General features: G+C 70.5%; 16 protein-coding genes. 6 read left to right on the forward strand and 10 right to left on the reverse strand.

Features of this window, described 5'->3' with window-relative positions; genetic code table 11:
- Nucleotides 1–9: 9 nt before the first annotated feature.
- The 5 genes from AB0Q90_RS02845 to AB0Q90_RS02865 form a co-directional block, all read right to left on the reverse strand.
- On the reverse strand, nt 10–498 hold the full coding sequence (locus AB0Q90_RS02845) for a universal stress protein (protein ID WP_363162544.1): 489 nt from the start codon (nt 496–498) through the stop codon (nt 10–12).
- Nucleotides 499–502: 4 nt separating this feature from the next.
- A complete protein-coding gene (locus AB0Q90_RS02850; protein WP_363162673.1) occupies nt 503–1,762 on the reverse strand; it encodes an SLC13 family permease in 1,260 nt (419 codons plus the stop codon).
- Nucleotides 1,763–1,904: 142 nt separating this feature from the next.
- Nucleotides 1,905–4,187, reverse strand: a complete 2,283-nt coding sequence (gene yicI, locus AB0Q90_RS02855; protein ID WP_363162543.1) for an alpha-xylosidase — start codon at nt 4,185–4,187, stop codon at nt 1,905–1,907.
- A 160-nt stretch (nt 4,188–4,347) separates the two neighbouring features.
- Entirely contained in the window at nt 4,348–5,331 is a 984-nt protein-coding gene (locus AB0Q90_RS02860; protein WP_363162542.1) for an acetylxylan esterase, read from the reverse strand.
- Between the two features lie 132 nt (nt 5,332–5,463).
- Nucleotides 5,464–5,613 carry a hypothetical protein gene (locus tag AB0Q90_RS02865; protein WP_363162540.1) on the reverse strand — a complete coding sequence of 50 codons (150 nt, stop codon included), beginning with the start codon at nt 5,611–5,613 and terminating at the stop codon, nt 5,464–5,466.
- 210 nt (nt 5,614–5,823) lie between these two features.
- Between AB0Q90_RS02865 and AB0Q90_RS02870 the strand changes: the two genes are divergently transcribed.
- The 5 genes from AB0Q90_RS02870 (at nt 5,824) to AB0Q90_RS02890 (ending at nt 11,970) form a co-directional block, all read left to right on the forward strand.
- Complete coding sequence (locus AB0Q90_RS02870; protein ID WP_363162539.1) at nt 5,824–6,216, forward strand: LacI family DNA-binding transcriptional regulator; 393 nt, start codon at nt 5,824–5,826, stop codon at nt 6,214–6,216.
- 266 nt (nt 6,217–6,482) lie between these two features.
- A complete protein-coding gene (locus AB0Q90_RS02875; RefSeq protein ID WP_363162538.1) occupies nt 6,483–8,624 on the forward strand; it encodes a beta-galactosidase in 2,142 nt (713 codons plus the stop codon).
- A gap of 298 nt (nt 8,625–8,922) precedes the next feature.
- On the forward strand, nt 8,923–10,029 hold the full coding sequence (locus tag AB0Q90_RS02880; RefSeq protein ID WP_363162537.1) for a ricin-type beta-trefoil lectin domain protein: 1,107 nt from the start codon (nt 8,923–8,925) through the stop codon (nt 10,027–10,029).
- Between the two features lie 196 nt (nt 10,030–10,225).
- Nucleotides 10,226–10,414: a hypothetical protein gene (locus AB0Q90_RS02885; RefSeq protein WP_363162536.1), complete on the forward strand. Its 189-nt coding sequence runs from the start codon at nt 10,226–10,228 to the stop codon at nt 10,412–10,414.
- Nucleotides 10,415–10,458: 44 nt separating this feature from the next.
- The gene (locus AB0Q90_RS02890; RefSeq protein WP_363162535.1) at nt 10,459–11,970 is read left to right on the forward strand and encodes a glycoside hydrolase family 43 protein; all 1,512 of its coding nucleotides are present in this window, start codon (nt 10,459–10,461) and stop codon (nt 11,968–11,970) included.
- Nucleotides 11,971–12,027: 57 nt separating this feature from the next.
- On the opposite strand, the gene AB0Q90_RS02895 is transcribed toward AB0Q90_RS02890, so the two are convergent.
- A complete protein-coding gene (locus tag AB0Q90_RS02895) occupies nt 12,028–13,236 on the reverse strand; it encodes a cysteine desulfurase-like protein (RefSeq protein ID WP_363162534.1) in 1,209 nt (402 codons plus the stop codon).
- A gap of 158 nt (nt 13,237–13,394) precedes the next feature.
- Here AB0Q90_RS02895 and AB0Q90_RS02900 point away from each other — a divergent pair, with 158 nt between their 5' ends.
- Nucleotides 13,395–14,318, forward strand: coding sequence for a LysR family transcriptional regulator (locus AB0Q90_RS02900; protein ID WP_363162533.1), 924 nt, complete (start codon nt 13,395–13,397; stop codon nt 14,316–14,318).
- Between the two features lie 333 nt (nt 14,319–14,651).
- Here the strand turns inward: AB0Q90_RS02900 and AB0Q90_RS02905 are convergent, their stop codons facing one another.
- The 4 genes from AB0Q90_RS02905 to AB0Q90_RS02920 are packed head-to-tail and all read right to left on the reverse strand — an operon-like array spanning nt 14,652 to nt 20,426.
- Entirely contained in the window at nt 14,652–15,113 is a 462-nt protein-coding gene (locus AB0Q90_RS02905) for a hypothetical protein (protein ID WP_363162532.1), read from the reverse strand.
- On the reverse strand, nt 15,110–17,194 hold the full coding sequence (locus tag AB0Q90_RS02910; RefSeq protein ID WP_365732566.1) for an integrase: 2,085 nt from the start codon (nt 17,192–17,194) through the stop codon (nt 15,110–15,112). Before AB0Q90_RS02910 ends, AB0Q90_RS02905 begins: the two co-directional genes overlap by 4 nt.
- A gap of 26 nt (nt 17,195–17,220) precedes the next feature.
- Nucleotides 17,221–18,960 (reverse strand): hypothetical protein, encoded by a 1,740-nt coding sequence (locus tag AB0Q90_RS02915; RefSeq protein WP_363162530.1) that lies wholly within the window; start codon nt 18,958–18,960, stop codon nt 17,221–17,223.
- The gene (locus AB0Q90_RS02920; RefSeq protein WP_363162529.1) at nt 18,957–20,426 is read right to left on the reverse strand and encodes a site-specific integrase; all 1,470 of its coding nucleotides are present in this window, start codon (nt 20,424–20,426) and stop codon (nt 18,957–18,959) included. The genes AB0Q90_RS02915 and AB0Q90_RS02920 overlap by 4 nt, the downstream gene beginning before the upstream one ends.
- Nucleotides 20,427–20,452 lie beyond the last annotated feature (26 nt).

A 20,452-nucleotide genomic window follows, 5' to 3' on the forward strand; every position in this document is an offset into this window, starting at 1 on the left:
CGATCTCCGTCAGGCCTGCGGCGGCGGGGGCGGCAGGGTGCGCAGGCCCGGCGGCGGCTCCGGCCAGACCAGCAGCACCGGGCAGGGGGCGTGGTCGACGACAAAGCGGCTGGCCGGGCCCAGGCTGTGCGGGCCGAGGTGGGTGCGGTCGCCGTCGCGGGCCAGGATCAGCAGGTCACAGCCCTCTGCCTCGGCGACGACCTCATGCTCCACCCGCCCGGTGCGCTCGCTGCGGGTACAGGTGCGCCCCAACCGGTCGGCAGCGGCCCGCAGCAGCTGCTCCGCGGAGGCGGCGGCGAGGCGTTCCAGGCGTGTGCCCGGATCGCGTTCGGGGTGACCGCGGCCGAGCAGCCCGGCGAAGGCACCGTGCGCCGCGCCCGGCACATCGGCCGGGGTGACGTGCAGCAGGACGATCTCCGCGTCCGCCGGGGCGTGGGCGCGGGCGGCGTCCACACACACGGGCCAGGTTCCCTCGACGATCCAGACGACCACGGCCATGGGGTCAGCCTCCTCCGATCACGGTCAGCGACACCCACAGTGCCAGCACCGCGGCCCCCAGGCTCGCCGGTACGGCGTACACGCCGAGCCGGGTGAACTCCTTCAACTCGACCTCTTCCTCGTGGGCGTGGACGATACGCCGCCACAGCAAGGTGGCCAGCGAGCCCGCATAGGTGAGGTTGGGGCCGATGTTGACCCCGAGCAGCACGGCGAGGATGGCGCCCGGCCCCGACGGGGCGGTCAGCGGCAGCAGCACCAGGACCGCCGGCAGATTGTTGATCACGTTCGCGAGTACGGCGGCCAGCGCGGCGAGAGCGAGGAGTGCCGGCAGCCCGGTGCCCTCGGGGATCAGCCGGCCCAGAGCCTCGTCGAGCCCGTTGTCCACGACCGCCCTGACCACGACTCCCAGGGCGAGCACGAAGGCGAGGAACGGCACGGACGCGGCACTCAGCAGCGCCCGGGGCGTGGTGCGCCGCCGGAGCAGGGCCCGGACGGCGAGGGCCAGCGCACCCGCCAGGGCCGCCCACGCCGGATCGATGCCGACCACCGAGGTCAGCACGAACCCGGCCAGCGTGCAGCCCACGACCGCCAGCGCGAACTTCGGCAGCCGCGGCGGCTCCACGGCGGCGGGGGCCTCGGCTCCGGCGTCCAGGTCCGTGGCGAAGAAGCGGCGGAAGACGACGTACTCGACGGCGATCGCGGCCACCCAGGGCAGTGCCATGAGCGCGGCGAAGCGGGTGAAGCTCAACCCGCTGGCCGCGAACGCCAGCAGGTTGGTCAGATTGGACACCGGCAGCAGCAGCGAGGCCGTGTTCGACAGGTGGGTGCAGGCGTACACATGCGGTTTGGGGCGCGCCCCGATCCGGGCCGCGGTGGCGAACACCACCGGCGTCAGCAGCACCACCGTGGCGTCCAGGCTGAGCACCGCGGTGATCGCCGACGCGGCCAGGAACACCTGGGCCAGCAGCCGCCGCGGCCGGCCCGCCGCGGTGCGCGCCATCCACGCCCCGCACGCCTGGAACAGCCCTTCGTCGTCACAGAGCTGAGCCAGTACCAGCACGGCCGCCAGGAAGCCGACCACCGGCCCGAGCCGTTCGACCTCGTCGAGCGCGTCGTCCAGGGGGATCGCGCCGGTGACGATCACCAGCGCGGCGGCCGGTACGGCCACCACCGCCTCGGGCCAGCCGAAGGGGCGGACGACCGCACAGACCAGTACCAGGACGAGCAGGGCCGCGGACAGTGTCTCCGCGAGCTGGGTGTTCAGGACGAGATCCTTCCGCGCAACGGCGGACGGCCCGCCTTTCCCTCACGCCGCAAGATATCCCGCGCAAGGCTCGCGCCCCGAACAGGTTCACACCGTCGGCGAGCTCGTCGTCGGCGCGCGGACCCCCTCCTGGCGGTTCGGTTCAGGCCGGATACGGCAGGGAGGCCTCCCCCGTGCCGGCGGGCCGGCCGTGCACGGCTGCGTCCGGGCCGCCGACGCGCAGCTGCCACGGGTGCGGGCTGTCGGTGGTGACGTGCAGCAGGCCGCCCCGGCGGCGCAGGTGGAAACGGGCCGTCTCACCGGGGCCGTCGCTGCCCGGGATCACCACGGTGCGCTCGGCGCCGTCGGCGAGGGAGTGCACCCGCAGTTCGACGCCGTCCGCCCAGGCGGAGACCGGGTGCTGATCGTCGGCGGCCAGCGGGAGGACCGAGTTGGGGCGGGCCAGCAGCGGCAGGGTGTGGAAGCCGTGCTGCTCGCGGACCCAGCGCGGACCGGTGACCTCGGCACCCGTCAGCACATTGGTCCAGGTGCCGTCCGGCACGTAGTACTCGACCGTGCCGTCGTCGCTGAAGACCGGGGCGACGAGCAGGTCGTCGCCGAGCATGTACTGCCGGTCGAGCGTGGCGGCGGCGGGGTCGTCGGGGAACTCCAGCACCATGGCGCGCATCACCGGGACACCGGTGGCGTGCGCCTGCTGCGCGGCGCGCTGGAGGTAGGGGGCCAGGCGATGCTTGAGCAGGGTGAACTCGCGGGTGACCTCGACGGCCTCCTCGCCGTAGTCCCACGGCACGCGGTAGGACTTGCTGCCGTGCAGACGGCTGTGCGAGGAGAGCAGCCCGAACTGCACCCAGCGCTTGAACACGGCCGGGGTCGGGGTGCCCTCGAAGCCGCCGATGTCATGGCTCCAGAAGCCGAAGCCGGACAGGCCGAGGGAGAGCCCGCCGCGCAGGGACTCGGCCATGGCCTTGAAGTGGGACTCGCAGTCGCCGCCCCAGTGGACCGGGTACTGCTGACCGCCGGCCGTGGCGGAGCGGGCGAACAGCAGCGCCTCGCCCTCACCGCGCTCGGCGCGCAGCAGTTCGAAGACGGCCTGGTTGTAGAGGTGGGTGTAGTAGTTGTGCATCCGCTCCGGGTCGGAGCCGTCGTGCCAGACGACGTCGGTGGGGATGCGCTCGCCGAAGTCGGTCTTGAAGCAGTCCACGCCCTGGTCGAGCAGCGTCTTCAGCTTGCCGGTGTACCAGTCGCGCGCGGCCGGGTCGGTGAAGTCCACCAGCGCCATGCCGGGCTGCCACAGGTCCCACTGCCACACGCTGCCGTCCGGGCGCCGCACGAGATGGCCCTCGCGCATGCCTTCCTCGAACAGCGCCGACTTCTGCGCGATGTACGGGTTGATCCAGGCCGAGATCTTCAGTCCGCGCTCCTTGAGCCGGGCCAGCATGCCCTCCGGGTCGGGGAAGGTCTCCGCGTCCCAGTCGAAGTCGGCCCACTGGTATCCGCGCATCCAGAAGCAGTCGAAGTGGAAGACGCTCAGCGGGATGCCGCGCTCGGCCATGCCGTCGACGAAGCGGCCCACGGTGGCCTCGTCGTAGTCGGTGGTGAAGGACGTGGTCAGCCACAGGCCGAGCGCCCAGGCCGGGGGCAGGGCAGGGCGTCCGGTCAGCGCGGTGTAGCGCTCCAGGATCTGCTTCGGGGTCGGACCGTGGACGACGAAGAACTCAAGCGACTGGTCCTCGACGCTGAACTGGACCTGTCCGACCGACTCGGAGCCGACCTCGTAACTGACCTTGCCCGGGTGGTTGACGAAGACGCCGTAGCCGCGGTTGGTCAGGTGGAAGGGGATGTTCTTGTACGCCTGCTCGCTGCTGGTGCCGCCGTCGGCCTGCCAGATGTCCACCATCTGCCCGTTCTTGACGAACGGGGTGAACCGCTCCCCCAGCCCGTACACCAACTCTCCTACGTCCAGGGAGAGTTGTCCGAGCATGAAGTGCCGGCCGTCGGCGTCGGTGACGAAGCCGGTGCCGCGCTCGCCCACGTGGGTCAGCACCCGACCGCCGGCGGTGAACTCCAGGTGCCAGGGCTGGGAGGTGTCCACCCGCAGCGCCAGTTCACCGGCGCTGAGTTCGACCACCGTGCCGTCCCGGTGCACCTTTCCGGCGTTCGGTCGCGCGCCCGGCAGCGCGAACTCCGGCCCGTGCCGCACCGAACCGGCGTGGTGGGTGGCGCGCACCCCGATCACGCCCTCGGCCGGCGACCAGCACTCGACGGTCAGCAGCGGGCTGTTGAGCATGCCGCCGCGGCTGAGCACGTGCTTCACCGGCGCGTAGAGAGTCATCCGGTGTTCGTCGGCCCGGACGTCGGCGACCTCGGTGGCGTAGCGCGCGGTGACGCCCGGGCGCATCAGCCAGTAGCCGTCGGTGAACTTCATCGGGTGAATTCCTCCGTCCGCGCGCGGTGCGCGGTGATCAGGGGCCGGAACCAGTGGCAACTGTCCCTGGGCGTTCGGGTCGGGGTGTGGTGGTCGACGTGGACGAGGCCGCAGCACCGGCTGTCACCGTGCTGGGGCCCGGATGCGGAGGGCACGGTCCTCAGAGCTCCGGCGCCAGGCCGCGCTGGTGCAGCCAGGCCAGTTGGGTGGGCGGGTTGGAGCCGCAGCCGCCGCCGTGGTCGGCGAACGGCCACACGGTCATCGTGCGGTCCTGACCGGCGTAGTGGTTGTAGGCGGCGTACACCGTCGAGGGCGGGCAGACCGGGTCCATCGGGCCGACGCTGAACAGCGCCGGGGCGGTGGCCCGTTGGGCGAAGTGGACGCCGTCGAAGTAGTCGAGGGTGGAGAAGGTCTCCACCACCCGGTGGCGGCTGTGCCAGCGCAGGTACTTGGCGATCTCCGGGTACGGGCCCTCGCCGCTGATCTGCACGGCGCGGCGGAAGTTGCACAGGAACGGGACGTCCGGCATCACCGCCGCGACACGGTCCCCGACGAGGCCGGCGACGGCGAGCGCCAGGCCGCCCCCCTGGCTGCCGCCGGCCAGCACGATCCGGCCGGTGTCGAGTCCGGGCAGCTGCGCGACCGCGTCCACGGCTCGCACGCAGTCGGTCATCAGCCGCCGGTAGTAGTAATGGTCGGGCGAGTCGATGCCACGGGTCATGAAGCCCTCGACCCACTGGGTGCCGTCGCCCTCACCCCGGTCCGGGGTGTCGTGGCCCTGGCCGCGGCTGTCGACAACGAGCTGGGCGTAGCCGGCGGTGGGCCAGAACAGGTGGTCGGTGGGCAGTCCGCGTCCGCCGCAGTAGCCGAGGTAGGTGACGACGACCGGCAGCGGACCGGTCGCGTCACGCGGTCGCAGCAGCCAGGCGGCCACCGGCTCACCCCGCCAGCCGGGGAAGCGCACGTCGTCGACCTCGACGGTGCGCAGCAGGTACTGGGGGGTGACCCGCTCGGCCTTGACCGCCCCGTCGTACGAGCGGGCTTCCGCGAGGGTTCGCTGCCAGAAGGCGTCGAAGTCCTCCGGGGCGGGCGACTCGGGCCGGAAGCCTTCGAGTTCGTCCGGTCCGAAGTCCGTGAGCGGCATGGGGGTTTCCTCCGGGTGAGGCGTAGGCGGTGTCAGGGTGGTGGTGCGGTGCCGCGCCGGTGCGGGTGGGGCTGCGGTCTCAGTCGGACGTGACGAGGCTGAAGGCGGCCGGCCGGAAAGCGCCGTGCAGCGTCAGCGTGAGGTCGTGGAGGCCGTCGGGCGGGGGAGTTCCAGCCGGGCCTCACCGGCCTCCGCGCCCAGGCGCTCGACGCGTTTTCCCAACGGGAGCGCGGGATCGCGGAACGGCAGCCGGTCGGCTTCGTACGGGAAGGCAGAGCCCACGGAGGAACCCCTCGACGAGCGGGAGAGACAGCGGTTGGTGAAGCGCTTCGACGCTGCCATCGCTTCCGATCAGGTGTCAATGCCCGAAATGAAGAAAGTCTTCTTTCACCTGGAGCTCTTGTTTCGCTGGAAACACCTCATTACCTTGCCTGGGAGGTGAAGCGCTTCGACAGCTCTGTCGAGCGACCGGAAGGAAGCCGAGACACCACCATGGTGACCATCGCGGACGTGGCCCGGCGTGCGGGCGTCTCGACCAGCACGGTCAGCTACGTGCTCAACGGCCGGACCTCGGTGTCCGAGGAGACCCGACGCCGCGTGCGGCGCTCAGCGGCCGAGCTCGGCTACCACCCCAACGCCGGCGCCAGGGCACTGGCCGGTCGCCGCTCGCACATCATCGCGCTGGTCATGCCATTGCGCACGGACATGTACGTCCCGGTCATGATGGAGATCGCCGTCTCCGCCACCTCGACCGCCCGACACCACGGGCACGACGTCCTGCTGATCACGAGCGACGAAGGTCCTCCCAGATCTACGAACGGCACGCCGGGTACGCCGAACGCACCCTCGCGGGGTTCGCCGAACGGGCCGGAGAACGCGGCCTGAGCTTCCTGCACCGCCCGTGCGAGGGCACCTACGCGAGCACCGCCCTGGTGCTCGACCGCGTCTTCGCCGAGCGGCCGGGAACCACCGGGTTCGTCGTGCAGCACGAGGGGGCGATCGGCCCGCTGCTCAGTCTGCTGCGCAGGACACCGCGCCGGAGGACGAACACATCCTGCTGGCCCCTGTCTTGACGGTACGTCAGAGCACCGGTCCGGCAGAGCTGTCGTGAACAACATGAACCATCCGACCCGCCTCCTCAAGGACTCCGCATGACTCAACTGCCGCCCCGCGTCCTGTTCGGCGCCGCCTATTACCACGAGTACCAGCCGTACGAGCGGCTCAAGGCCGACCTCGATCTCATGGCTGAGGCGAGGTTCTCCGTCATCCGCGTCGGCGAGTCGGTCTGGTCCACCTGGGAACCGGAGAACGGCCGGTTCGAGCTCGACTGGCTGCAGCCGGTTCTCGACGGCGCCCACGAGCGCGGCATCTCGGTCGTCCTGGGCACTCCCACCTACGCGGTGCCGCCGTGGCTGGCCCGGCAGTACCCGGAGATCGCCGCCGAGGACGCCACCGGGCGCCGCGCCGCGTGGGGCGCCCGGCAGGAGGTCGACTTCACGAACCCGGCGTTCCGTTTCCACGCGGAGCGGGTGATCCGCGCGATCGCCGCCCGTTACGCCGACCACGCCGCGGTCATCGGCTTCCAGGTCGACAACGAGCCCGGCCCGCGCCTGCCGCACAACCACGGCGTCTTCCAGCGGTTCGTCGACGACCTGCGGCAGCAGTACGGCGACGTCGAGACCCTCAACCGCGAGTGGGGGCTGGTGTACTGGTCGCACCGGCTGTCCACCTGGGCCGACCTGTGGATGCCCGAGGGCAACGCACAGCCGCAGTACGACCTGGCCTGGCAGGCGTTCCAGGCCCGCCAGACCACCGAGTTCATCGCCTGGCAGGCCGGCATCGTGCGCGAGTACGCGCGGCCCGGCCAGTTCGTCACCACGTGCCTCGCCTACGGCCATCCCGGTCTGGAGGACGACGAGCTCACCGACAGCCTGGACATCACCGCGGGCAACCCGTACTACGACATGCAGGACAGCCTGACGATGCCCGAGCCGCCGCGCGAGAAGCTGCCGCAGCAGTGGATGGCGTACGGGGCGTGGGCGCTGCACCAGAGCGCCGACCGGATCTACTCCTCGCGTCAGGAGCCGTTCCTGATCACGGAGACCAACGCCCAGGCCATCGGCGGCACATACGACAACCGTCCCGCCTTCGACGGGCAGTGGCGGCAGGCCGCGTGGGCGCTGGTCGCGCGCGGGGCCCGCATGATCGAGTACTGGCACTGGCACACGCTGCACTTCGGCACCGAGACGTACTGGGGCGGGATCCTCCCGCACAGCGGTCGACCGGGGCGCGTCTACGGTGAACTCGCCCGCCTGGGTGCCGAGTTCGAGCGGACCGGGGACCTGGTCGCCGGGATCACCCCGGACGCCGACATCGCGATGGTGTACTCGGCGCCGAGCAAGTGGCTGATGCGCAAGCACCCGCCGCTCGCCGGTCCCGACGGCGGTCCGGACGGGGGTGCGTACGAGGGCATCTTCGACCCGTTCTACCGGGGCGCGTTCGAGGCCGGGCGCCAGGTACGGATCCTGCACGCCCGCCAGTTGCACGATCCGCGTGGCGAACGCCCGGGCCTGGCCCCGGAGTCGGCGGCCGAGCTGCATCCCGTACTCATCGCCCCCGCGCTGTACGTGGCGGACGACGGGACGCTCGACTGGCTCGGCGCGTACGCGGAGGCGGGCGGCCACCTCGTCCTCGGCCCCCGCACCGGTTACGGCGACCACGAGGCGCGGGCACGCCACGAGGTGGCCCCGGCGCGGCTGGTTCAGGCCGCGGGCGTCCGGTACGACGAGTTCAGCAACCTCCACGCGGACCTGCCCCTGCGCACCACGCCGGACAGCCCGCTCCAGCTGGCGGACGGCGCGGTGGCCACCCGCTGGGTGGAGGGCCTGGCCGTCGAGGACGCCCACGTGCTCGCCGAGTACGACCACCCGCACTTCGGGCGCTGGCCCGCCGTCACCACCCGCCGCCACGGCGCGGGCCGCATCACCTGCGTGGGGACGGTTCCCGGCCGCGACCTGGCCCGCGCGCTCGCCACCTGGCTCGCACCCTCCCCGCGCAGCGGCTGGCAGGACCTGCCGGACTCGGTCACCGTCGCCACCGGCACCGCCCCCGACGGCCGCCGCGTCCATGTCGTCCACAACTGGAGCTGGCAGCCGGTCACCACCCAGGCCCCGGTGGACCTGACCGACGCCCTGGACGGCAGCACGGTCCCAGCCGGCACGCCCGTACGGCTCGACGCCTGGGACGTCCGCGTTCTCGCCGTCGCACCGGGGTCACCCACGAAGGACCGCTGACACCGGCAGTGCGGCAGCCAGACATGGGATGTCAGCGAGTCGTCGCCGGAGCGAGAAAGGGTCGCGAACACGCCACTGGAACAGCGGCATTAAGACGAAGCGACGGAGAACCCACCCCCACACCTCCGGTTACAGAATTCCGGCATCCATGGGATGTCCAGGCGGGGATCCACATGATATCTGTGGGCGCTTGAGGGGCTGGTTGGCCGTCAACGGGACGTCAGGGAAGCCGAGTTGCTGACGTGAACGGCGATCAGCCCCGCCGATTCAGCACTCACTCACCGAAGAGGACGCCTGCATGAGAAAGTCCTGGATTCTTTCCCTGGTCATGCTCGTCGCCGCCGCGCTCGGGGTGACCGCGGCAGGTGCGACGCCTGCCGCCGCTGCCTCCAACACACCTTTACGGGTCATGCCGTTGGGTGACTCGATCACCTGGGGGGTGGGCAGCAGCACCGGCAACGGCTACCGAGCTCCGTTGTGGAACAGCCTTGCCGCGGACGGCCATCCGCTGGACTTCGTCGGCACGTTGCGGGGCGGTTCGATGTCCGACCCCGACAACGAGGGCCACTCCGGCTACAAGATCCACCAGATCGCCGCACTCGCCGACGCCACCCTGACCCGCTACCGGCCCAACGTCGTGACCCTGGAGATCGGCACCAACGACCTCAACGAGAGCTACCAGGTCTCCACCGCCACCGAGCGACTGAGGTCGCTGGTCAACCGGATCACCGCCGCCGCCCCCGACGCAACCGTCCTGGTGGCCTCCCTGGTCGTGTCCACCAGCGGCTCGGAGGAGCAGTACCGGGCCGCGTACAACCAGGCCATCCCCGGGATCGTGAGCGACGCGCAGGCGGCGGGCAAGAAGGTCGCCTACGTGGACATGAGCAGCCTGACCACGGCCGACCTGGCCGACGCCCTGCATCCCAACAACTCGGGCTACCAGAAGATGGCCGACGCCTTCCACCGCAGCATCCAGGCCGCGGACAACGCCGGGTGGCTGAAGAACCCCGCACCCGCCCCCGCACGCGTGGAGTCCGGCATCACCGGCAAGTGCCTGGACGTCAGCGGCGCCGGCACCGCCGACGGGACCGCCGCCCAGACCTGGGGCTGCGGCGGCGGCGCCAACCAGCTCTGGTCCGCCTACACCGACGGCACCCTGCGCTCGATGGGGAAGTGCCTCGACGCGGCCGGCTGGGGCACCGCCAACGGCACCAAGGTGCAGATGTGGGCCTGCCACGGCGGCGCCAACCAGGTCTGGCAGCCCTACAACGGCGGCTACCGCAACCCCGCCTCCGGCCGCTGCCTCGACGTTCCGGGCTCTTCGACGGCCGACGGCACGCAGCTCCACCTGTGGGACTGCCACGGCGGCGCCAACCAGAAGTGGACCACTCTGACCGCCGGATGACCCTCGCTCCCGGGATCTGATCCCATGGACGGTCACCTCTGAAGCACGAGTGTCGAAGCGCTTCGACAGCCCCACTTTCTATGACGGACTGTCAATGTGCCAGCGAAAGAAAGTCTCTCGCTGGATGACCCCTTGTTTCTCACGAAACTTGTCCGTTAACTTTCACCTGCAAGCGAAGCGCTTCGACAGCTCGCCGTTGAGGAGGCCATCGCCTCACCTGCCCCACCTGCGGGACACCGCCGTCCGTGTCGACCTGCTCTACCCCTCGGCCAGTAGGGCCGATTCCGCCTGGCTGCCCGACACGGCCGAGCTGAGTCCGACCCAGCCCACCGCGCCGTCCGCCGTGCTGCTCCGCATCACCCCCACGGACGCCGGCGCTCCCTGAACCACCGCACGCCCGCACAACGAACCCACGAGAGGACCTATCGGGTGCCCCCTCTGCACCGGCCGGACGGACGTTCCACCAACCCCGTGATCCCCGGCTTCCACCCCGACCCCAGCGTCTGCCGCGTCGGCGACGACTACTACCTGGCCTGCTCCAGCTTCGAGTACTTCCCCGGCGTACCGCTGTTCCACAGCCGGGACCTGGTGAACTGGACGCAGATCGGCAACGCCCTGGACCGGCCGGAGCAGCTGCCGCTGTTGAAGTCGTGGTCCTCCGGCGGGATCTACGCCCCCACCCTGCGCCATCACGACGGCCGCTTCTGGCTGATCGTCACCAACTGCAGCGAGGGCGGCGGCAACCTGGTCGTCACCGCCACCGACCCGGCCGGACCGTGGTCCGATCCCATCTGGGCACCGGGTGTGCCCGGCATCGACCCCGACCTGGCCTGGGACGAGGACGGCAACTGCTATTGCACGGTCGCCGGGGTCTCGCAGCTCCGTATCGACCCGTCCACCGGGCAGACGTACGGGACCCCGCACAAGCTCTGGTCGGGCGGGCCCGGTGCCAAGGCCCCGGAGGCGCCGCACCTGTACCGGATCGGCGACTACTGGTACCTGCTCATCGCCGAGGGCGGCACCGAGCGCGGCCACGGTGTGTCGATCGCCCGCAGTCTTGCGCCCAGCGGCCCGTTCGAGCCGTGCCCGGCCAACCCGATCCTCACCCACCGCGGCACCGACCACCCGGTCCAGAACACCGGGCACGCGGACCTGGTCCAGGCCCCGGACGGCTCCTGGTGGATGGTGTTCCTCGGGGTGCGGCCGCGCGGCGGCACCCCCGGCTGGCACGTGCTCGGCCGGGAGACCTTCCTCGCGCCCGTGACCTGGGTGGACGACTGGCCCGTCGTCGGCGAAGTCACCCTGGACCTGCCCGAGTTGCCGTGGCCGCTCTCCCCCGGTCCCGTCGAGCAGCAGCGGGACGACTTCGAGCTCGCCGAACTGCGACCGTACTGGATCTCCCTGCGCGACCGGCTCGCCGAGCACTGCACCACCAAGGAGCGCCCCGGCTGGCTGACGCTCCGCGCGCGGGGCGACTCCCTGGACGAGCCCGACGCGGTGTTCACCGGCCGGCGCCAGCAGCATCTGTCGTGCCGGGCGCGCACCCTGGTCGATGCCGCGGAGGGAAGCGGCGGGCTCGCCGTCCGGCTCGACGAGCAGCACCACTACGAGATCGAGACCGACGGCACCCAGGTGCGGGTGGTCTCGCGGGTCGGCTCGGTGCGCGCCGTCGTGGCCACGCAGCAGGTGCCGGCGGGCCCGGTCGTCCTCGGCGTGCGGATCTCCGAGCCGCCCGCGCCCCACGACGCGCGCACCGGACCCGATGTCGTCTCCCTCGGCATCGAGCTGCCGGACGGCGCCTTCACCTCGCTCGCGACCCTCGACGGCCGCTACCTGTCGACCGAGGTCGCCGGCGGCTTCACCGGCCGGGTCATCGGCATGTACGCCGCGGCAGGCACCGTCCACTTCGACTGGTTCGACTACGAGCCCCTCGACGGCTGAGCCCGCCTCCCCTTGACCACTGAACCGGGGCCCTCCCCGACCACTTCTCTGTCAAGTTCAGCGTGTTGAAGTGAAGCGATCCAGACCGTCGAGGAGCCTGTCCACGTCGTCGGCGGTGTTGTACGGCGCCAGGCCCACCCTCAGGGCAGGGTCCTCCAGCTTCAGGGCGGCGAAGGGCTCGTAGGCATAGAACGACCCGGCGGGGGCCAGGACGTCGTGTGCGGCCAGATGTACCTGGGCCTCGCGGGCGTCGCGGCCTTCGAGGGTCATCAGGAGGGTCGGGGTGCGGTCGGCTGCCTTCGAGTGCAGGGTGACGAGGTCGCCCAAAGCGCGCAGACCCTCTTCCAGCCTCGTACGCAGCGCTTGCTCGTGCTGGTGCAGAGAACCCAGCGAATGAGCGAGCCGCTCCCTGCGCGTGGCGCCCATGCCCGGGTCGATCGTGGCGAGGAAGTTCGCGGCGGCAGTGGCGCCCGCCAGGATCTCGTAGGGCAGCGTGCCGAACTCGAAGCGCTCCGGCACGGTATTGGGCGACGGCAGGAGTTTGTCCGGCTGGAGGGTTTCGAGGAGTTCGGGCGCTCCCGCGAGTACGCCGCAGTGCGGTCCGAGGAACTTGTACGGCGAGCAGACGAACAGGTCCGCGCCCATCGCGGGTACGTCCACCAGGTGGTGGGCGGCGTAGTGCACGCCGTCCACGTAGACCAGGGCGCCGACCTCGTGAGCCCGGTCGGCGATCCGACGCACGGGCGGCTTGGTGCCCAGCACGTTCGAGGCCGCCGTGACCGCGACCAGCCGCGTCCTGGGCGACAGCGCCCGCTCGAACGAGTCGAGGTCCAGCTCTGTCGTCCCGGCGTCGATCTCGATCCAGCGGACGGTCACTCCGGCGCGCTCGGCCGCCTGGACCCAGGGGCGGACGTTGGAGTCGTGTTCCAGGCGGCTGAGGACGATCTCGTCGCCAGCCTTCCAGTCCTTGGCCAGGTGGCGGGAGAAGTCGTACGTGAGCTGGGTGGCGCTGCGCCCGTGGACGATGCCGTCGGCGGGCGCATTGAGCAGGTCCGCATAGGCGGCGCGGAACTCCGCGACGGCGCGCTCGGCATTCAGCTCGGATGGGCTGACGACCCCCCGGTTGGAGAGAGGGCCGGTCAGCGTCGCGGCGATGGCGTCGGCGACGGGGCGGGGGGTCTGGGTCCCACCAGGTCCGTCGAAGAAGGCGAGGCCGTGGTCGAGAGAGGGAAAGTGGGCCCGGAGGACGGGCAGGTCGATGGCCATGGCCTCGGCTTTCTGCAGAAGTGGGGGACAGTCCTGCGGGCGGCTACCGACGGTCGGTACCAGCGCAGGTGGGCGGCCCTTCGGGCAAGCTGCCTAGACTCTGGCACCGGCATCGGAACACGTAAAGCGATGGATCGAGAAGGGAAAGTTCACGATTCATGAAGTCCCAGCCCGATCTGAAGCTCCTGTCCACCTTCATGGCCGTGGTGGACCGTGGCTCCATGGCCGAGGCCGCGGCAGCCCTCGGCTACGTACCCTCCGCGGTGTCCCAGCACATCGCCGCGTTGGAGCGGGACATGGGCGTCGAACTGCTCGTCCGCCGCCCCGGCAGCCGGTTGATCCTGACCGCTGCCGGCCGCTCCCTCGCTCAGGCGACCGAGGCGCTCTTCGACGCGACTGCCCAGTTCCGGGACGCCGCCAACGGCATCTCGAACCGTGAAATCGCCGAATTGCATGTCGGCGCCTATCCCAGCGCGATGAGCCACCTGCTCCCCGGGGTTCTGTCCGTTCTCAAGTCTCGTGGCCACGGCCCTCGCATCCGCCTCGTCATCGTGGAGACAGACAAAGGGTTGCCCAAGGTCAAATCGGGGGACCTGGATCTGCTCATCGCCTATCGATACCTGCCCGAGGACCAGCCGACCACTTCCGGTGAGTGGACCATCACCTCCCTGGGGCACGAGCCGCTGATCCTCGTCACGGGCGCTCAGGAGGGCCGTGGGCCGTTGGAACTGGCGGAATGCCTTGAGATGGAATGGACCTCAGGCCATGCGCACAGTCCCGATCGGCGTTTGCTGCATCGCTGGGCCGGAGAACTGGGGATCTCGCCCGAGGTAACGCTGGAAGCCGAGGACCTGCACAGCATGCTGGCCATGATCAGAGCTGGTTTGGCGGTGGGTCTGATCCCGGCCACGCTCATCAGCGGAGAGAGTGATCAGCCGGGAGTCGAACGGGTTGTTCTTCCGCCCGAGGCCGCGCCGCTCCGCCGCGAGGTTCTTGCAGTGAGTAGACCCGGCATCCGCCCCCCGATCATCAACGAGTTGGTCACGCTGCTGGTCGAGGCTTTGAAATGCGTCCGGTTGTAGCGCGGTGTGACACAGATGAACTCGGGCTCCCGTACTGGTGAGCTCGCCTATGCGTCTGGCACCAGTTCTCGGAGGAGATCAGCCAGATCGTGACCGTGTGCTCGCCGGGAGGTATCGGCTCCGGCTCCCTCCCCAGCCCTACGCGCACGGGCATCTGAGCAAGCCCCTCGCACCGCACACCCGTGTGTGCGATCCGCTGTCTGACGCCGTCAGGCCTGGAGGATTTCAGCGCGGGAGAGGGCTCGCTTGAGCAGACCCTGCAGCGCGTCCTGCTCGTCCTGGGTCAGGCCAGGCAGCACCCGATGCCGACCGCGTTCCCGGCGCGGGAGACGATCAGCAGTCCGAGGAGGGCGTGAGGTCGGGCGGCAGCGGGTGTGTGGTGTCTCCGATGCGGGATTGGGTGGGCAGCGTGCGGACGGTGCCGGTGCGGTCGGCGAGTTGCTGGCGCAGCAGACGGTTCTCCGTCATCGACTGGTGCAGGGCGCCGACCAGCGCCTCGACGTCGGTCTTCAGCCGGGCGATCTCTTCGGCGTCGGCGGCCCGCAGCTCTTTGAGCTTGCGTACCTGCTGGCGCAGCCGCTTCTCGCTGTCCGGCGTCTGGCCGCGGGCGCGGACCTGGTCGTAGAAGGCGTTTTTGAGATCCGGATGGCGCTGGGTGAGCGCGTTGCGGGGCACCTGTGCCTCCGCCGCGAGCGCGACGATGGTCAGCGCCCCGTTGGAGTGTTCCGGCCGGCCGCCCAGGATGCGGTCCATCGCGGTCTGGATGCGGTCGCGTTCATCGGGGGCGGGGCTCATGTGGTCGGCTCCTGGGCGTTGATGCGGTCGTGGACGTGGCGGTCGGCCAGCGCACGCAGCTGCCCGGCGCGCTGGGACAGCCGGTCGGCGAGCGGGCCGGGCACCGCCTCGGAGGCGGCCTGCTTCTCCAAGGTCTGGGCGTGCTGAAGGAGTTGGTCGGCGTGGTGGTCGGTGCGTGCGACGTTCGCGCAGGACGGCTGGCAGCGGTCCAGCCGCGGGGCGTCGGCGACGTCCAGGCGGTGGCACAGCGCCCGGTCGCGGTTGTAGACGCACATCAGGAACGAGCGCGGGTTGTCGTAGACGGTCAGGGCCGGGTTGCTGAGGACGTCCCGGGCCTGCCGGTGCGTGCGGATGGACCCGGCGAAGGTGGGGGCCTGGGCGGCGGCGTGGATCGCTCGCCGTGCGGCCGGCCCTGAGATTCCGGTTCCGGCGGCGAGGTCGTCGTGGAGGGTGGTGAGGGTGTCGGCGGTTGCCCGGGCGGTTTCGATGTCGAGCAGCTCGTGGATGCCGCCGCGGCCGCGGGCGGCGTAGCCGGCGCTCATGGCGGTGCGCATGTGCCCGTATTGGATAGCCAGGGCCACCAGTCCGCCGGGTCGGCGGGCGATGTGCCAGGCCAGCGACCGGCGGAAGCGTGCCACGCCCAGCGCCCCGAACGGATCGTCTGGGATGACTTCATGGGGACGGTCAAGGCGCACGGCGAGGCCGGAGGCCCATGCGATGAAGTCCTCGACGCGGTTGCGCATCGCCTCGAAGCCGACGACCCGGCCTGTGGAGATGCGGCCGCGAGGGATGGAGTGGACGGCGGTGTCGAAGAGGAGCCCGTCCGGGGCGATGCGTTCCAGCACGCGGATCGCGGTCACCACCGGCGGAATGGCGACCCAGGGAACTTCCCGCACCTGCCCGGCGGAGTAGTGGTTGCCGTCCTGGTCGTGGACGCCCTTGAAGACCCGGCCGTAGATCAGGTGCCGTCCCGGCGATGGCGGTTCGGGGCAGCAGCCGCTCTCCAGGCCCATCCCCTCTCCGGGCCGCATGCCGGTCAGGTACGCCAGGACGATGAAGCAGGCGGCGCTCAGGTGCCGCATGAGCTGCGGGACCTCGGTGAAGTCGATCGCTTCGGTCCACGGCTGTCCGGCGACTCGCCCCGTGATCGGTGTGGTGAGCGGGCAGGGGCCAGGGTGGCGCCGGGCGTAGTCGCGGAAGCCCTCCCGCAGTTCGGTCCGCAGATGGCTGTTGACCTGCTTCGGGGAGCAGCCGACCAGCGCGGCTATGTAGGTCATGCTGATCTGGTGCTCGCCCTTGTGCCATCTGGTGGGCACGGGTGCACCACGTTCCACGAGCTGGTCCAGATAGGTCCTCAACCGTCCCATGGACTCCCATGTACCGACGGTCTGTTCGGCCTGCTCGGTCAGGCGTTGCATCTCCGCCTGGGCGGACAGGATGTCGTCGGCGAAGTCGTCGACCACGCGCAGTGCCCAGATCAGCAACGGCCCCATGGTGGCCGGAGCGATCGGCTCGCGGCTGTTCTCCCCGGGGCCGGGACCAGGCGTGGCCGGGAGGTAGTCGTCGACGCCGTATTGGTGCCAGGGAGGCATCACCAGGCCGACCGGGCGGGCGCTGGCGGCGTCGAACGCCCACAAGCGGGTCAGCGCGACCAGTTCCGTCGTACCGTCGTTGCGGTTGGCCCCTGACCGGCGGGCCAGGTGACCGGCGTACGCGGTGAAGGTCTCGGCCGTGCACGCACCCAGGCCGGACATCTCCTGGGCGGCGAGCCAGTGGGCGAAGCGCTGCCACCGCCGCACGGTGTCGTAGATCCCGTGCGGCCCCAGGCGAGAGTGCCAGGCCGGGTGACCGACCAGAACACTCGCCGGCAACGCCGTATTGATCATCATCCAGGCTGCCAGACGCATCTCTTCACGGAAGGCGTCCGGGAACTTCGACCAGTCCACGCCGACCCGCGACGCACTGGGGTTGGCGATCAACGGAGCGAGAGACCAGACCTCGTCGCCGTAGATCGAGATCGGGACCGGCCCGGGCGCGAGGATCAGAGACGGTGCGATGACCGGAGTCCTCCATCCAGGCAATGTCGGCACTTCGGAAGGCAGAGCGGTCACAAGTCGTAGTCCCCTTGGAGAAGTTGATCGATGACATCACGGTCGGCGTCGCTGACCGAGGCGAGCGCGGCATCCCAGAGCGGCTGTCCGACCCGGTCGCGTAGATCAGCGAGCCGGGCGTGGGCATCGGCCCAGTCCGCCTCCCACACGGCCGGTTCCACAACGCCGCGCAGGGTGCCCAGCGCCTGGTGCAGATGCGCGAGACGGGGGTGATGGGCGGGCGTGACACGCGCGTTCGGGCAGGCCGTGCACAGCAGGAACGAGGCGGCGCAGGTCTGGCCCGGCGGCCCGAACGGGCTGTGCTCGTAGTCGGCGCAGCCCGCCGTCGCCGTCTCCCGCTCCCCCGCCCCGGTCTTCTCGGTCAGGCGGGCGGCGAACACGGTGCGATGGGCGGCAGCCACCGCGTCCAGGGCCCCGTCGGCGATCACCGGCACGGCCGCCTGCTGGACTTGCGGCTCCGGCAGCACGTAGACGCTGTCATGCGTGTCCTGGGTGTTCTGCCCGGGCTCACGCCGGTGCAGCACGTTCACGGTCTTGCGGATGCGCTTGAGCGGAGAGCCGGACAGCCCGACCGACCGCGCCCAGTCGGCGCCGGAGCGTTCGTCGACGCCGAATCCGAACTGACCGACCCGGACGGCCCTGCGGTAGGCCTGTCCCTCGTGCTCTGTGGTCTGATGCCAGACCAGCAGCCGGTCGATGTCCGCATCGAGCCGCGCCAACACGGCCCGGGCGTGCGCGGTCGCCTCCAGGGCCTCGCTGATGATCCGCCCAGAAGAGTCGGCGCCGGAATCGGTGAGGTTCCGGCTCTCGAAGCGGCCGCGGTGACCTGCGCGGCAGCGCTTCTCCAGCCGCAGCCGGTAGACCGGCATCCCCGCCTCCGCCGTGCCGGGCAGCGTTTCCGGCACGGGCATCTCGGAGATCGGCGTGGAGTTCAGCCCGAGCTCGGAGGCGATGAGCACCGCCAGCGCGGCCGTCTCCTTGCGGCTGAGGAAGAGCCGCTTCCAGGTGTGCTGCGCCGAGTCGCCGCCCAGAGCCGGACGGTAGCGACGACGCACCCTGCGTCCCCACTCATACAGCGGGACATCGCCGGTGCGCGCCAGCACGTCCACGGCCTCCCCGACCAGCCACTCCCGGCTGCCCGGCTCAATCGCGCCCGCGCGCCAGGCCGCCAGCCGGTCGGTGTTCTCCCGGATCCGCAGCAGTGCCGAGCGGAACGTACGGCGGGCCGCGACGCGGATCTCCTTGAACTCCTCGGGTCCATAGGCCTGTTCACGGCCCGGCTCCCACACGAACCGCGTGGCCATCGCCTCCCGCACCGGCTGCGCGAGCCGCTGATCCATCTGGAGAAGGCCGGCGATCGACGCGTACTTGCTGTAGCCGTTCGCCCGCGGCGGCAGACTCAGCCGCAACGCACTCCAGTGGGCTGGTGTCAGCCGGTCCACGTCCTGCGGCATGTCGTCCAGGCCGGAGAGAAACTCGGCGAAGGGCTTGATGAGGTACCAATGGGCCTCGCTGGTCTCGATGCTGTCCCAGCCTCCGCCCGGCGCGCACTTGGCCGCGTACAGCACGGCCAACGACCGCTGGAACGCCTCCGGGACCGGCAGCGCGCCGAAGTCGTAGGTGTGCACCCGCCCCTGTGCATCCTCGTGCCGTACGGCCAGGCCGTCCTCCTCAAGGACCGGCGGACGCTGATGCGGACCATCGGGCAAGGCGGCCGCGCGGCCGCGACGGCTCACTGGGCCACCAGCTTCTCGTCCAGGTCCTGGATGCCCTCGCTCTCGCGGGCCAGCTGCGTGAACAGCCCCGCGAGTTCCTGCTCCGACACCGGTCCGGCGGTGGGCACGAAGTCGGCGAGCAGCGACCGCAGTTGGAGATCCGCGACCGAGGCGAGATAGACCGCCTTCGTGGTCTCCAGCTGGGCGTGACCGAGCAGGTCTTGCACCATCCGCCACGGATCGCCGTACAGCAGACGGAAGTCCCGCCGCTCCTCCGGCGTCAGCCCCATACGCCGGTCCATGACGTGGTTGAGGACCACGAGCATCAACAACGCGAAGCTGTGCCGGCACATGTGCGGCGTACAGAACGGCGCCTCGCCCACCACTGGCGACAGCACCGCCTCGCACCGCTCGTTCGCGGCATGGAACACGTTCTCCCACGAGGCCGGGTGGAACGGCAGACCGGACTCGTTCAGCCAGAGCCACAGCGGCTCCGGACCTGTCGGCCCCTCGATGAAGAAGCTCATCCGCTCCTCCACCGTCGCCTCGGCCAGCGGGGTCAGCCCGACCACGCCGTCCCGGTCGCGCCAATGCAGTACACGCCGGTGCCGACCGGTCTCATGAGTCACCAGCCGCGCTGGCAGATCGTCGTAGCGGCCCAAGGCCTGCGCGCGCCGCACCACCCGGGCGCGCGAGGACTCAACGTACCCCTCGATCTCGCCCACCACCACGGAGGAGGCGTAGAACGTGCGCGCCCGCTTTGACTTCGTCGCCACCCGAGCGAGCCGCCCCACGTAGTAACGACCGCCCTCCAGCCGAAGGCGGGGAACCTCCAGCGTCAGCAACGAAGCCCCCTCCGTCAGCCGAACTCCTGAGGAGAACAGCAGGTCGGCGAAGGCACTGTTGCGGTCGGCCAGACGACCAGCCCACCCCGCCGACGGCATGCCGTCAGCGCCATAGCCACGCAGACCGACCTCTACCCAGCGACGAAAAGCCCGCGGGGTCAGCCAACGAACCTCGCTGGTCCGCGCGTTCTTCGCCCGGGCCGCCGGCACCAGAACACGCTGGCCGCTCCTGCCGAGGACCGATCGCATGATCACTGGATTGACCGTCACGTGGCCGCGCTGTACCGCCCACTCGTACAGCCGGATCAGTGCGGCCAGCCCGCGGTTCCACCGTGCCCCACCGATCCGACGTGGGTTCCGCAGCGAGCGGGTCCGCCAGTCCTCGAAGTCCCACAGATCGTCTGCCGTGGCGTCGCGCCAAGTCTTCTCGCGGCCCCACAGGAAGTCGAAGAACAAGCAGTAGTCGTCCGTGTAGTTCCGCTTCGTCTCCTGCGCGAGACGGGCGAACGACGACCGGCACAGATACCGGCTCAGTGCCTCATCGATCCGGTAGTCCGGAGAAAGAAGAATCGGATCCCCAGGATGAATACCAACTCGGTCCTCACGCTCCGCCAAGTCCTTCCACCCGGCCAGAACGGGCACTCGATCCTCCGCCGCCCGGCGGTCCC

Origin of the sequence: Streptomyces sp. NPDC079141 (assembly GCF_040686775.1) — a bacterium.
Taxonomy (GTDB): Bacteria; Actinomycetota; Actinomycetes; order Streptomycetales; family Streptomycetaceae; genus Streptomyces.